Origin of the sequence: Aeromonas sp. S19(2024), assembly GCF_041402625.1 — a bacterium.
Lineage (GTDB): Bacteria > Pseudomonadota > Gammaproteobacteria > Enterobacterales > Aeromonadaceae > Aeromonas > Aeromonas caviae.
The window spans coordinates 186,539-199,668 of the sequence record NZ_JBGLQU010000002.1 but is presented as its reverse complement, the minus strand read 5'-3'; the positions used below and the strand labels follow the sequence as shown (position 1 = coordinate 199,668).

The 13,130-nt window shown below is 60.2% G+C and carries 12 protein-coding genes; 5 read left to right on the top strand and 7 right to left on the bottom strand.

Features of this window, described 5'->3' with window-relative positions:
• Nucleotides 1-36: 36 nt before the first annotated feature.
• Together ACB037_RS05285 and cls are read right to left on the bottom strand one after the other, a co-directional pair.
• Entirely contained in the window at nucleotides 37-1,305 is a 1,269-nt protein-coding gene (locus tag ACB037_RS05285; RefSeq protein WP_043152436.1) for a DUF945 family protein, read from the bottom strand.
• Nucleotides 1,306-1,414: 109 nt separating this feature from the next.
• Nucleotides 1,415-2,896: a cardiolipin synthase gene (gene cls, locus ACB037_RS05280; RefSeq protein WP_010673520.1), complete on the bottom strand. Its 1,482-nt coding sequence runs from the start codon at nucleotides 2,894-2,896 to the stop codon at nucleotides 1,415-1,417.
• A 96-nt stretch (nucleotides 2,897-2,992) separates the two neighbouring features.
• Between cls and ACB037_RS05275 the strand changes: the two genes are divergently transcribed.
• Nucleotides 2,993-3,535 (top strand): DUF1439 domain-containing protein, encoded by a 543-nt coding sequence (locus ACB037_RS05275; RefSeq protein WP_029313991.1) that lies wholly within the window; start codon nucleotides 2,993-2,995, stop codon nucleotides 3,533-3,535.
• A gap of 4 nt (nucleotides 3,536-3,539) precedes the next feature.
• On the opposite strand, the gene ACB037_RS05270 is transcribed toward ACB037_RS05275, so the two are convergent.
• A complete protein-coding gene (locus ACB037_RS05270) occupies nucleotides 3,540-3,980 on the bottom strand; it encodes a GNAT family N-acetyltransferase (RefSeq protein ID WP_223919618.1) in 441 nt (146 codons plus the stop codon).
• 342 nt (nucleotides 3,981-4,322) lie between these two features.
• On the opposite strand from ACB037_RS05270, the gene ACB037_RS05265 reads away from it, so the two are divergent.
• Entirely contained in the window at nucleotides 4,323-5,063 is a 741-nt protein-coding gene (locus ACB037_RS05265; RefSeq protein ID WP_371175113.1) for a lytic transglycosylase domain-containing protein, read from the top strand.
• A gap of 102 nt (nucleotides 5,064-5,165) precedes the next feature.
• Here ACB037_RS05265 and aqpZ read toward each other — a convergent pair whose 3' ends face one another.
• The 4 genes from aqpZ to ACB037_RS05245 all read right to left on the bottom strand — a co-directional run bounded on the left by aqpZ (nucleotide 5,166) and on the right by ACB037_RS05245 (nucleotide 8,328).
• Nucleotides 5,166-5,852, bottom strand: a complete 687-nt coding sequence (gene aqpZ / locus ACB037_RS05260) for an aquaporin Z (protein WP_010673516.1) — start codon at nucleotides 5,850-5,852, stop codon at nucleotides 5,166-5,168.
• A gap of 300 nt (nucleotides 5,853-6,152) precedes the next feature.
• The gene (gene ruvC / locus ACB037_RS05255) at nucleotides 6,153-6,674 is read right to left on the bottom strand and encodes a crossover junction endodeoxyribonuclease RuvC (RefSeq protein WP_010673515.1); all 522 of its coding nucleotides are present in this window, start codon (nucleotides 6,672-6,674) and stop codon (nucleotides 6,153-6,155) included.
• A gap of 234 nt (nucleotides 6,675-6,908) precedes the next feature.
• On the bottom strand, nucleotides 6,909-7,817 hold the full coding sequence (locus ACB037_RS05250) for a Gfo/Idh/MocA family protein (RefSeq protein WP_371174990.1): 909 nt from the start codon (nucleotides 7,815-7,817) through the stop codon (nucleotides 6,909-6,911).
• 283 nt (nucleotides 7,818-8,100) lie between these two features.
• Nucleotides 8,101-8,328 carry a hypothetical protein gene (locus ACB037_RS05245; RefSeq protein WP_039039312.1) on the bottom strand — a complete coding sequence of 76 codons (228 nt, stop codon included), beginning with the start codon at nucleotides 8,326-8,328 and terminating at the stop codon, nucleotides 8,101-8,103.
• 634 nt (nucleotides 8,329-8,962) lie between these two features.
• Between ACB037_RS05245 and ACB037_RS05240 the strand changes: the two genes are divergently transcribed.
• The 3 genes from ACB037_RS05240 to ACB037_RS05230 are packed head-to-tail and all read left to right on the top strand — an operon-like array spanning nucleotide 8,963 to nucleotide 12,947.
• Nucleotides 8,963-10,498: an OmpA family protein gene (locus ACB037_RS05240; RefSeq protein WP_371174989.1), complete on the top strand. Its 1,536-nt coding sequence runs from the start codon at nucleotides 8,963-8,965 to the stop codon at nucleotides 10,496-10,498.
• Between the two features lie 17 nt (nucleotides 10,499-10,515).
• Nucleotides 10,516-12,111: an SPOR domain-containing protein gene (locus ACB037_RS05235; RefSeq protein WP_139737448.1), complete on the top strand. Its 1,596-nt coding sequence runs from the start codon at nucleotides 10,516-10,518 to the stop codon at nucleotides 12,109-12,111.
• 2 nt (nucleotides 12,112-12,113) lie between these two features.
• Complete coding sequence (locus tag ACB037_RS05230; protein ID WP_342040306.1) at nucleotides 12,114-12,947, top strand: hypothetical protein; 834 nt, start codon at nucleotides 12,114-12,116, stop codon at nucleotides 12,945-12,947.
• The last annotated feature ends 183 nt before the right edge of the window (nucleotides 12,948-13,130 follow it).

The following is a 13,130-nucleotide window of genomic DNA, read 5'->3' as shown; positions in this document are numbered from 1 at the left end:
AAGGCTCCCGAGGGAGCCTTTTTCATTGCGCGGCACTCACGGGTGCAGCGGCAGACCATTGACGGTCACGGCCCCTTTGTCGAGCTTGAGCTCGGCCTGAAGCTGTGACTCCTGCGCCTTCAGATATCCCATGGCAGTGAATTGCTCCAGCATGGGGGCCAACTGGGGAACGGCCTGGCCCAGCTTCTCCCCAAGGTGGGCATGAAGCAGACCGGAGAGTGCCTGCATCCCCTCCTCGCTGCCCATCAACTGTGCCAGGGTGGTGGACGCCAGCTTGGCCTCCCCTTGCAGGCTGACAGGCTCACCGTTCAATCGCGCACTCAGATCCGCCAGTTCCAGCGTGGCCCCTCTCTGGAGCATCTTGTCCAGCGCTTCCTGGATGGCCGCTTCGTCCACCCGTTTGCTGCTGGCCTCTTGCAGCGTCTGATACCCCTCGAGATCCAGCCCCTTGAGGGAGAGATCCAGATTTCCCTGGGTCAGCGCGAGCCGGTCTTCCTCGCTCTCCATGTTGAGGGTCGCCACCTTCATCTGATAGCGAGTGGAGAGCGTCTGAAGATCGTCCCCCGCCAGCTCGGTGGCCGTGGTCAGCCCCTCCAGCGTGATCTTGACGTTCCCCGGCTGGGTCAGGGTGAAGGCCGTGAGGGTCGCATCGCTGCGGGGAGAGAGCCAGAGCCCGCTGATCTCGGCCATGTCGGCACTGCCCTTGAGATCCGCCAAGGCCAGATCTGTCTTGCTCTGGGCATCGTGGACCGTCATCCCCAACCAGTGGGCGGTGAGATGGCCATTGCCGTCGAGATCCCCGCGATAGTCGCCGTTCAAGGGCAGGAAGGTGAACTCGTTGAGCCCCTCCTTGACCTTGAAGTCACTCACCCAGAAGCGGGAACTGTTGCTCATGGTCCAGAGGCTGCTCGCCGATTCTGCCCCCAGTTGCCACTGCTGCATCCCCAGAGAGGTCAGGATGGGCGCCAGCGTGCCCTGTGCGGTATCAAGCTGGAGGTGGCTCTTGATATAGAGCGGCAACAGGCGGCTGTTGAACGCGAACTGCATCTCGATGGGTTCGCTTCCCGCCAGCTGGGGATCAAAACTCGCCAGCGTCTGGGGCGGCACCACCACCTTGAGCACGCCGTCGCGGGTGAACAGATTCTCCGTCTCCGGGCTCCAGGTGACTTCGATTCCGCTCTCCTGCTGCGCCCTGGCGATCTGCTCGGCCAGGATCCGGTCGAACGTATTGCCCGTGTACCAGCAGGCGCCAAGCCCTCCCACCACCAACACGGCTCCGACGGCCAAGGCCACTTTTTTCTTCATCAGTTCTGTTTCTCCACAATGGTTCAATGGCGGGTGCATGGGCGCACTCTACGGGGAGGATGGGCATCAACACAAGCCAGACAACGGCTTGGGTTCCACGCTCTGGCTGTCACAGCAGGGGGCTGAACAGGTAGAAGATGTTCTCAAGCAATTTTTTGTACCAGGGGCGGGCACGCCACCTGGTCAGTGACATGGGGGTCGCCTCCAGCATGTAGCCCTGCACCAGCTGGTTCATCTCGGCGACAAACACCGGGTTGTCGATGAGCAGGGTGATCTCGAAATTGAGCCAGAGACTGCGCCGGTCGAGGTTGACCGTGCCCACCAGGGCGAAATCATCGTCCACCAGCACGCTCTTGGTGTGCAGCAGTCCGGCATCATAGCGGTATATCTCCACTCCTGCCGCCAGCAGATCCTCCATGAAGGAGTTGCTGGCGTGGTTGGCCATCAGGGAGTCGTTGCGCGCAGGCAGAACTAACTGCACCAGCACGCCGCGGGCCGCCGCCGAAGAGAGGGCCGCAGCCAGCGGATCGTCCGGCACGAAATAGGGGGTGGTCAGCACCAGATGGTGACGAGCCTGGTAGATGGCGAGCAGCAGGCTCTGCTGGATGCAGTCACCGCCGACGAAGGGGCCTGAGGGAATGAGCTGGGCTCGATAGTTGGTCTGTGGCCAGGCTTCCGGCTCATGTTGCAGACTGTCGAGCAGCCGCTCGCCGGTCTCCATCTCCCAGTCCCAGACGAAGGTGGACCACATCAACGGCACCACGGGGCCCTGCACCCGGATCATGATGTCGACCCACTGGCCGACCCCGGCATCCTGCTTGAAGAAACGGGGATCCACCATGTTCATGGAGCCGGTATAACCAACCTTGTCATCGATCACCACCAGCTTGCGGTGCATGCGCAAGTCCTGGCGCTGGAAGGGGATTCGCCAGGCGCCGACCGGCAACACTTCCACGACTTTGACGCCGGCGGCGCGCAAAGTTTTGGGCCAGGAGGAGCGGAAGAAAGTCTTGCTGCCGATGGAGTCGAGCAAGACACGACAATCCACGCCGCGTGCCGCCACCTCCATCAACGCCTCGCACACCTCGTCCACATCCCCGCCGGGGTGCCAGATGTAGAACTCCAGATAACAGGATTGGGAGGAGCCCCGGATGTCGCGCACTATCTCCTCTACGATACTCTTGGGCTTGTGCAGCAGGGTCATCCGGTTGCCCGAGAGCATAGGCATGGCCAAGCGTCCCTGGATCAGATCGTGGAGCGGGCGTGCCTTGCTGCCCACCTCGCAGCAGTGCTGGGGGAAGAGGCGCGCGAGCTGGCGGATCCAGATGGCGTAAGGACGGTACATGGCCTGGGCCCGCTCCGCCCGCTTGCGACCAAGGCGTATCTCGCCAAACAGCACGTAGAAACCGACCCCGGCGAAGGGGATGGCATAGATGAGGGCCAACCAGGCAAGAGATACCCCGATGGGACGTCGCTTCATCACCACCCGCAGGGAGATCCCTGCCACGATCACGGTGTGAAACAACAGCAACAACCAGCCGAGAAAGCGGGAAAACAGCAACTGAATGTCGTATTCCAGACCGTCGAGCAAGGCGACTCCTTGGTGTATTGGACAGATGGCACGGGCAGACCCCACAGGGTCGGGATGGTATGCTATGGGGCACACCCATTCTATCAGGTCGTTAGCATGATCCTGCAATCTATGCTGCTGAGTCTGGCCATGCTAGGTCAAGGCTCATATGACATCAATGAGCAGCAGATAAATCAGTACCTGCAATCCCAGGTGCAAGTGGACAAACAGCTGGAATTGCCCGGCATCATCAAGGCCCATGTGCAACTCGAGCAGAGCGATGTGCAGATTGGTCGCCAGAGCCCGGATACCGCCAGGGTGTTTGGCAAAGGCAAGTTGAAAATCGCGCTCCCGGATCAGACCGAGTACGACGCGCGCCTCAACATGACCTATGAGGCGAGGCCCCGCTACGACAAGGCCAGGAGTGCGCTCTTCCTCGACAACATGAAGCTCATCGATTACAAGCTGGAGCCTGCTGCTGCAGAACAGAAGTTTGGTTTCATGCTGAGGATGCTGCTGCAGAGCATGGAGAAACGGCTGGAGACCCAGCCTGTCTACAAGCTGGATGACAAGGACCCCAATCAGGCCTGGCTCAAGGAAAATCTGCTGGGGCTGGAGCTGTCACCAGGTAAGATCCACCTGCTGACCAAACCCCAATAAGACGTCAGTTGAAAACAGGCGCCTTCGCCTGACGCACCAGCAGCTCGATCTGATAACCCTGTTCGTGCTGCTGGTGATAGTGGGAGTGAAGGGGTCCGTCGAGTTCATGCAGGGGAAGGTGGTCAAATCCCGCCTTGAGGTAGAAGGGTTTCTCGAACGGCAGGGCGTGACAGATCACGGGCTTGTCGGAAAGATCGCGGCAGGCATGCTGCAGCAGGCGGGACCCCAGCCCCAGAGACTGGTAGTGAGGGAGCAGACGAAAGCCGCACAAGTGGTAGTAATCCTGTTCATCGCGCAGGCGCACCGCCCCCACCAGCCAGTGCGCATCACGAACCACAAAAATCCGTTCTGCCAAATCCGGCACATAGTGGGAAAACGTCGTCTCGTAATAGTCTCTGATGAGGGAAAGATCCGCATCACAGTACTCTTCGAATCTGAGCTCCATCGCTCGCCTGCTTGTCATGCCCATTTCGCTCTGGCCATACCGGCCCTCTCCTGCTCGCTCTCTGGCTCCACGAAGAGATCTGACCAGAGTGGAGCAACAGCAAGATAACACGCCTTTAACTTACAAAAAAGCCAATAACTAGATGGAAAAGACGAGGTTGCGATCATGCGTCCCTTGACGCCATGAGCCGCGCCCCTTGTCCTGAGTGAGCACACAGGTGGGACGTCCCTCTGCCATCACATTTCCAGCCTCCCCTGTTCACGGGCACTTGTTCTGCGCCATCCCGAATGCTTTACTCAACGTGGCTAACGAGGCTTAAGGAGCAAGCCGTTGAAAGCATGGATGTTGCTGGGCATAATGCCGCTGTTTTCCCACGCAGCCCCGGCTCAGATACCGCCGCCGGCAGAGGTGGTGATCCTGACCCCGGAGACGGCTGTCTCCTCCCCGGTTCCCACGCCGCGTACCGTGGCACTCACCACGGCGCCGCTCCCCTCCCCTGAACCCGCTAAGCCTGCAAGCCGTCAGATCCAGGTCTACAAGTCGGTACAAAAGAACGGGGTCATACGCTATTCCGACATGATGCCGGAGCAGGGTCACTACGAACTGCTGTTGTTCAACGACTGCTATGCCTGCGATCCGGCGTCCAAGGTCAACTGGCGCACGACAGGCCTCTTCCTCTATGACTACGCCAGCACCATACAGGCGGCAGCCAAGGCTTATCAGGTCGAGCCTGCCCTCATCCGGGCACTTATCCATGCCGAGTCCGCTTTCAATCCTCTGGCCGTCTCCCGCAAGGGCGCCATGGGACTGACCCAGCTGATGCCCGCCACGGCGCGCGAGCTCGGGGTCGGCAACGCCCTGCTGGCGGAGCAGAACATCTTTGGCGGGGTGAAATACCTGGCGGGTCTGCTCAAGCAGTATGACGGCAATGTGGCCCTGGCCACCGCCGCCTACAATGCAGGCGCCGGTGCGGTGCAAAAACACGGCGGCATACCGCCCTATGCCGAAACCCGGGCCTATGTGGAACGGGTCAAGCTGCTGCATCAGCGCTACAAAGAGATGCTGAGCGCCAAGGGACTGTGATCATGCCGCCCCCTGTCAGCATGGCGCCCTGCCCGGTATTCCTTCAGGCATAAAAAAACACGCCCGGGGGCGTGTCGATACCACACGTTAACTAGCAACACATCACTCTTTCGTGGCGATCACACGATAGGCCAATGCACCCAGAATGGCACCGACAATGGGGGCAACCCAGAACAGCCAGAGCTGGCCCACGGCCCAGTCACCGACAAAAAGCGCCACGCCAGTGCTGCGCGCCGGGTTGACCGAGGTGTTGGTGACCGGAATGCTGATGAGGTGGATGAGGGTCAGGCACAGACCGATGGCGATGGGAGCAAACCCGGCCGGCGCACGGCTGTCGGTGGCACCCATGATGACAAACAGGAAGAAACCGGTCATCACCACTTCACACACCAGTGCGGCCAGCAGGCTGTAACCACCGGGGGAATGCTCGCCATAGCCGTTGGAAGCAAAGCCGGCGCTCACATCAAAACCCGCCTGTCCGCTGGCAATGACATAGAGCACGCCACCTGCCACGATCCCGCCAAGCACCTGGGCCACGATGTAGGGCAGCACGTTGGAGGCCGGGAAGCGGCCACCGGCCCAGAGCCCGACGGTCACGGCCGGGTTAAGGTGGCAACCCGAGATATGACCGATGGCATAGGCCATGGTCAGCACGGTCAGACCAAACGCCAGGGCGACGCCCAGCAGGCCGATCCCCACATTGGGGAAGGCGGCAGCCAGCACGGCGCTCCCGCAACCCCCCAGTACCAGCCAGAAGGTTCCCATAAATTCAGCAGCAAAAGGTTTCACTCTTGTCTCTCCCATGATGATTAACACGAGAGCCAGAAAGGCTCATACGGACACTGTTATTGAACAGGCGCCATATTATGGGAGTGTGGCGGAGCAAGACGAAACCGACCCGGCTCATCGCGGATATGTGATGAAGGTCACAAGTTATTGATAAAGTAGAAAGATATCCCCCCGCCCGGTGCGCTTCTCCACGGGAGTCCTATGGAGGGACGCGACAGATTGTGACCCTACCAGCGATTTTGCCAGCAGCTCCGGCACCCGGCGCTCCCCTGCCAACACCGGGTAGCCCTCCTCCAGGGATCAGCGATAACGGCCGCGCACCGATCCGCTGGCCCGCCCGGCCATGCGAATGAGGCTCTGACGGGTGTGGAAGTGGCAGAGCGCCACCCCGAGGGCATCCGCCGCATCCGCCTGGGGGGTGGCAGAGAGCTTGAGCAGGTGAGTCACCATGTGCTGCACCTGCTCCTTGGCGGCGCCACCGGTGCCCACCACCGCCTGCTTGATCTGGGTGGCCGAGTACTCGCTCACCGGCAGCAGGGCATTGACCGCCGCGACGATGGCACTTCCCCTGGCCTGGCCGAGCTTCAGGGCCGAGTCCGCGTTGCGCGCCATGAAGACCCGCTCGATGGCGAACTCGTCCGGCTTGAACTGGGTGATGATCTCGCTCACCCCGTCATAGACCTGCTTCAGGCGAGACGGCAGCTCCCCCAGATCGGTGCGGATGCAGCCCGATCCCAGATATTCCGCCTTGCCCGCGACGATGCGAATGACCCCGTAGCCGGTGATGCGCGAACCGGGATCGATCCCCAGAATGATGCTCATGAACGGAATACCCCGCCCACTGCGGTCAGCCATCTCATCTTCGACACCTTCTTCATTGCGATCTCTTGCCCTGCTGCTCTTGATGGCCGCCAAGATAACAAACCCGCCTTCGCTTGGCTCGCTCGCTGGCACCTTTCCCGGCTGACTGCGCAAGGAGCCACCATCTCATACAGTGCTCTGCCGCTTCTCTGGCCAGTGATGCCTGTCGGTGTCACCCAGCCCCTTGCCTCCGGGTCATCCCTTTGCCAGGGCGACGAGGCGCTCCGCCAGTCGATGGCTTTTCAGGTAGCTCTCGACCAGCGCCCCGTCTGCCCGCCCGGCGTCAATCTGCCCATACCAGTGCTCGAGCATGGCGACAAAGCCTCGGCTCGCCAGCACGGGCTGCCAGTCGCCCGGAGCCAGAGTCTGCACAGTGTTGTCTCGCGCAAGCAGGCCACGGGTGCAGTTCTCGATATGCAGAGTGAGGTTGTCGCCATAGGCATCGATGCGCTCCTCGGTGATGCCGGCGCTGCGATTCATGCTGCCGCTCACCGCCATCTGCCCGCTCTGCCAGGCGATGCTCACCCCGGCCAGCAGTTCGGGCTGCTCACTGCTGCGTCGCAGCACCGCATGCAGCTCCCCGTCCGGCTCGCCGCCATAACAGCAGAGGCTGTCGAGCACATGGATACAGTCGTCGAACAGGAACTGGCGAGGCGCCCCTGGCAGGGCGTGCCTGTGCTTTTGCCAATGGAGCTCGGTCAGCGGCTGGTCTCGTGCGGCAGCCATGGCGGGCAGATAGCGACGGTTGAAGCCCACAAACAGCGGGCAGTCCCTGGCGATGGCGAGATTGGCGAGCGCCTCCACCTCTCCTGCGTTGTCACACAGCGGCTTGTCCACAAAGGTGGGAATGCCGGCACGCAGGCACAGCTCCGCCAGTTTGCCGTGCACGACGGTGGCAGCGTGGATCATCACCGCATCAGGTCGGCTCGCCAGCAGCGCATCGACCTCGGTAAAACACTCGCCAATCCGGTACTGGCGCGCCAGTTTGCCGAGCACCGAGGGACTCCGGGTACAGAGCAGCGGGGTGACTCGCTCGTCGTTTGCCAGCAGCGGCAGATAGGCCTTCCGGGCGATATCGCCAAGGCCAATCAGGGCAATGCGCATGGGCACTCCTCTCAAGGGGATAACCAGATAACTGCCTGCACGATCTCAGGATTTCCCTCGCAGATCCAGCCTTGGCGCCATCTCGCTCCAGGCGCCTTCTGATGCAATGCGGCATCGCCCCGCGACACCCTGGCCACCTTCCTCCATCGAAGCGACCCCCGGCGGCGCGGCGCTTGAGCGGCAAACCGCGATAGCAAAACAGGCAGGGCGACAACTGTCGCCCTGCCTGTTACACCCGCACACACCGCCGCACTCGGGCGATTGGCGCTCTTCTCACGTCGAGTTACTCTGCCGATCCGGCCTGCTCTTTGGCATCCCACCACTTGCCAATCCTGGCGCCCAGCTCGGCGCAAAGCATGGCGCTGACCATGGCACCTATCATCCGGGTCATATCCGACATCTCTGTTGCAACCGGAAGCAGGGGTACGATCAGGTTAAAGGCGATGAGCCCCATCACCAGCCCGAGCCCGCTGCCTACCTTCTCTCTTCGGGATCGCGTTGTTATCGCCATCTGATTGCTCCTGACCAAACCCTTTCGACAATATTATCAAACAATGCGTTCAACAGAGGTCTTGCAATGCTTCGCACTGCCTGTGCCCCACTCTATAAACTGTTGTCAGACATATTTATCGACAATTAATCCATTATATAAACGGGCTGCCAGACGTTATTCTGCCCATGAACATTATTTCGCCAGCACTGTCAGTGGAGGCAACCACATACTTCCCCCAACAGCCCTCATCCTCAATAGCGATAATCGGCCTGCGCCTTTCACAAATCACAAGAGCGTCACAATAACCCTCTTTGTGTTCAGCGTCGGGGAGATGGGCAAAGATATTGGAAAGTCGATGTTTTTCCTATGGTTGCATCACTTTTCCACTCGCATGATCAGGTTCGTTTGGCTTATCATAGCCACTCGATACCTATTGAACCGCATAGATAATTGCCTCTTCTGACACTCAGGACATATCAGACACAGCCGCTTGCGAGAATGAGCACGCCTGGCGCCGATATTAAACATCAGCCCGCGCTAATATCTTTTATGTCAGCAAGTGTCGATATTTCACTCCACCCGAAGACGCTTTTCTCTGGCCTCACTGGCATGTCTGAATCTCGCTATTAAATATAAATGGCAAGGAATCGCTATGGATAAATCGTTTCGTCTTGCACCTCTCAGCTGTGTATTGATTGCCGCCGTGGGTTGCAGCTCTCAGCAGATGCAGAATTTCAAATCCACGGTCAATGATATCGGCAAGGATTACGGCATGCCGGTGCTTTGTGGAGCTGGCATGATTGCAGGAGGGGCTGCGGGCTACGCCATCAACGGGAAAAAAGGGGCTGTCGCGGGGGTTGCCCTCGGTGGGGCGCTGGGCTGCGCGGCAGGCTATATGTGGCAGTCCAGGCTACAAGAGCTTGACCGGATAGCAAAGGAAGAGAATCTCAACATCGCTACCGAGAAGCTGACCGTTGCCGAGCCAGCCGCAGTGACCGGTGTCCCTCAGGACGCCGGCCTTGTGGCCCAGATCCCCGATTCCGGCATGTTCTCGAGTGGTTCTGCCCAGCTCACAGAAAGCGGCCTGCGAGTGGTCACGAAACTGGCCCAGCTCTATGCCAAACCCGCAGCCGCAGACGCCTCGGATCAGCGCCGTATCCTTCTCGTCGGCCACAGTGACGCCACCGGCCCTGCAGAACTCAACCTGCGACTCTCCGAGCAACGTGCGCGAGCCGTCGGCAAGGTCCTGGTCGCATCGGGGATCCCGGCCTCTTCCATTTACTATCAAGGCGCGGGTTCGTCGCGTCCCATCGCAGACAACAGCGATCCCTTGCTTCGCGGTCAGAATCGCCGGGTCGAAATTGTAGAACTGGCGAACGAGCAGGCTCTGGTCATGCGGGCCCAATCCGAAGAGAACAACACCCGCTATCTGCGTTATGGGGCTTCCGATACCGCCAAACCGCGTGTGGCTGCGACCAAACCGGCGGCTCAGTCCGCAAGCGGTTCAAGCAAGGTGGCGGCCACGTCGCAAACCGCCCCTCGCCAACCCGCCGCCAAGCAGAGCGCTGACACCAGCACGGCCAAGGCCCTGCCCGATGCCAAGGCCGCAGTGGACTTCGGCGGCAAGCCTGCCGGCACCTATCAGTGGAACATGGCTCAGAACATCAAACCCAAGGCGAGTGGTTTTGCACTGATCAGCAGCGCATACGCAAGCGACATGCCGATGTCGAGCTGTGAGGCAGATAAGCCACGCAGTGCAGGCCAGGTACTGAGCATGGCAGACGACAAGCCTCTCCCGCGCCATGCCACCAAGGAGTACATGCCCGGCTATAACAATCGCGTCTGGGCCAATACCGTCAACGGCCACCTGGTGACTGTCTCTCCGGTTTCCATCTTGCGTGACAACGCCCAGGTCGATCGTCAACCGATCCTGCAAGTCGTTCAGGGTTACAAATCCTCGAATCAGAAGAAGCCCCAGACCCTCAAGGCGGTGGCCAACACCTATGAGGGCGAGAGTGAGGTGCTATACCGCGTCTTCACCAGCGATCCCAAGGCGTCGGTGTCCTGCATGGATCTCGTGTTCAGCAAAGGCAACGCCAAGGTAAGCCAGGGAGCCCTGTTCTATCCGGCAGGTTCCGAGGCTTATGTGGCTTCGTACATGCCCATTCCCGCCACCCATTCCAAATAAGAAAACGGAGAAACTTAGTGGAAGACTTTTCTTTGGCAGCGCTCAAGACGCTGATCCTCGCCAACCAGATGCTGACCGTTGGCATTGTTTCATTCCTCGTCAGCGCCGTGGTGGTGTGGCGGCATTGGGAGCATGTCTCCTACTTCCTGATCCGGGTATGGCACAGCCTGCCGCTGATCGGCACAGTGGCCCGTCTCGCCCGCAAGCCGGCCTCGGTCGATGGCGATGGCTGGATCAACCATGAAGTGACCCTGTCGAATGTGTACTACCGCGAATACAAGAAGCATTTAAAGGGAACAGATGCCTACAACGCCTCCCTCGACTACCTTGCCAAGGCAGGAGAGGCCGGCCGCTCCCCGCGCCCGGCGTGGGTGCTTGCTCTGGTGCTGGTGCTGGTGCTGGTCGAGGCAATGGGCTTTGCCTATGTGCTGGCAGGCTGGATGAACATGGATGCCTCCACCAATGACCGTCACCTGCTGGCAGCCGCGACGGCTCTGCTGCTCGCCGTTGCATCCGCATTCCTGGCTGAAGTGGCCGGACACTCCCTGCATCACAACAGCCTGATCGCCCGGGCGCGTCACTGGTGGCAAGGGGAAGAGCCCTCAAAACGCTCCCGTACCCTCAAGGCAAACAAGGCCATCAATCTGGAAGACTCCTTCTCGGACTCTGACAAACCTGACTACGAGCAGCTGCTGGCCCGCCTGAAAGACGTGAATTCAGGTGTCAGCCGCAAGTTTGTCTGGCTGATTGTCTGTGCTTCGTTTGTTGCCTGCATGGCAGTGGGCGCCTTCGTGGTGCGTTCAGCCACCCTCGACAGCATCGAAACCGAGATGGTCAACAACATGCGCGCCGAAACAACGGCACAGAGTGACAGCAGCATGGGGTCGCCGTTTGATCTGCCGGAAGAGTCTCAAGCCATCAACAACGAGGCGGAAGAGGCCACCATCGAAGACAAGATGCAGGCCATCCGTGAGGCCAGCCTGACCACCTACGTCATGCTGTCGCTCATCTACATCGCCATCCAGGGGATCAGCATCTGGCTTGCCAGCAAATACCACTTTGCAGGCACCCATTCCAAAACAGCCTGGCGTCTGACACACGAATACGCGACCGCCGAAGAGATGCTGGACGCGATGGACCAGCAACGCACCGCCATTGCCAGCCATGCCGATGACAAGCTCCGCCGCTTGCAGACCCTGTTGTCGAGCCGTGACCATACCAACTCGGGTGTGCTGGGGGCGCTGGAAGGGGAGAAATCCGCCCATCGCAATTTCCTGGCCTTTATCGAGTACAAGGCAGGCACCGTGCCGCCCAAGCCGGCCCCTCAGGCGGCCCCCCAGGTCGCACCGGCAGTGCAAGCCGAGCCGGCACCCGCCGTACAACCGGCTGTTGCGCAGGCAAAGGCGGCTCTCCCGCCCACCACTGACGCCCCCGGCCAGACCGGCGCTGCCGTCAAGGCCGCCGATTTCCATGATGTCACTGGCCTGCCCGAAGAGAGTCTGGCAGCAGCCAGCCGCGCACTGGGGGTAGACGAAGCGCAGTTGCGTGATATCCGTGAACAGCAGATGGCCCTCAAGACCCTGGGCCTCTTTCCCACCAAGCAGAGTGCCTAATCGTGAAGAGCACCCAGGTATTGCTACTGGCGTTGACGCTGCCTTGTGCAGCGTTGGCGGCCGAGCGTAACGACATACAGAGCTGCTATGAGCGCAATGGCCTGACCGACATCAAGCCTGCGGGCACCGGCCGCGAACTGGTGGTCATCATCGACCAGACCATTCCGATGCCTGACGATCTGCAACGCAGCAGTTGGGGGCAGATCGAGCGGTTCGTGCAGGCTGGCGATCGCGTCAAGCTCTATACCTTCTCCGCCTTCTTGCCTGGCGAATACCTTCGCCTCGCCTACGCGGGGCAACTGGATATGCCGCTGAAAGGGGAGATCCGGGACGATGTCAGCATGCGCAAATTGCGCGGCCTGGACACCTGCCTGACGACGCAGACCAAGGTCTTTCGTAACGGCTTTGGCAAACAGTTCGTGAAAGCACTTCGTGATGCCCGCCAGGACATCCCCAAGAGCGAGATCATGAACTCGCTGCGCAAGGTGGGTGAAGATATGAAGGCCGAGCAAGGCGTCAATGACCGCGTCGTGTTCCTCATTTCGGACATGCTGGAGCACTCCGATTACACCAGCTTCTATGCCACCAACAAGATCAAGCAGCTCAATGTCGGTGACGAGCTCAAGCAGGCCAAGAGCAAGGGGCTGTTTGCCGATCTGCAAGGCGCTCGCGTCTACGTCACGGGGGCCGGGCTGGTGACCGACGCGGTGAAACACGCCTATCGTTCCGGCAAGACCATGGATGCACTCGGTGACTTCTGGTCACAGTACTTCGAGCACTCCCATGCCACCCTGGTGAACTTCGGTGCTCCCAGCCTGAGCACGGATTTGCAATAACCGTCACGTTCACAGGCAGAGCCCACGCTTCTGCCCATCACACAAGGGCGACCAACTGGTCGCCCTTGTTATTTTGCCAACGCTGCCCCCCTTCGAGATATCGGCCAACCCGCCCCTTGGCATCAGGTTTGGTCATGTGAGCCAAAGGTGGGTCCCCATATTTGCCGACTCTCGTAAAAGATC

Coding starts and splice junctions, on each gene's coding strand:
- ACB037_RS05265 (WP_371175113.1), top strand. CDS start 4,323: ATGTTGCTGGGCATAATGCCGCTGTTTTCCCACGCAGCCCCGGCTCAG.
- ACB037_RS05285 (WP_043152436.1), bottom strand. CDS start 1,305: ATGAAGAAAAAAGTGGCCTTGGCCGTCGGAGCCGTGTTGGTGGTGGGA.
- ACB037_RS05240 (WP_371174989.1), top strand. CDS start 8,963: ATGGATAAATCGTTTCGTCTTGCACCTCTCAGCTGTGTATTGATTGCC.
- ACB037_RS05245 (WP_039039312.1), bottom strand. CDS start 8,328: ATGGCGATAACAACGCGATCCCGAAGAGAGAAGGTAGGCAGCGGGCTC.
- ACB037_RS05275 (WP_029313991.1), top strand. CDS start 2,993: ATGATCCTGCAATCTATGCTGCTGAGTCTGGCCATGCTAGGTCAAGGC.
- ACB037_RS05250 (WP_371174990.1), bottom strand. CDS start 7,817: ATGCGCATTGCCCTGATTGGCCTTGGCGATATCGCCCGGAAGGCCTAT.
- ruvC (WP_010673515.1), bottom strand. CDS start 6,674: ATGAGCATCATTCTGGGGATCGATCCCGGTTCGCGCATCACCGGCTAC.
- ACB037_RS05270 (WP_223919618.1), bottom strand. CDS start 3,980: ATGGAGCTCAGATTCGAAGAGTACTGTGATGCGGATCTTTCCCTCATC.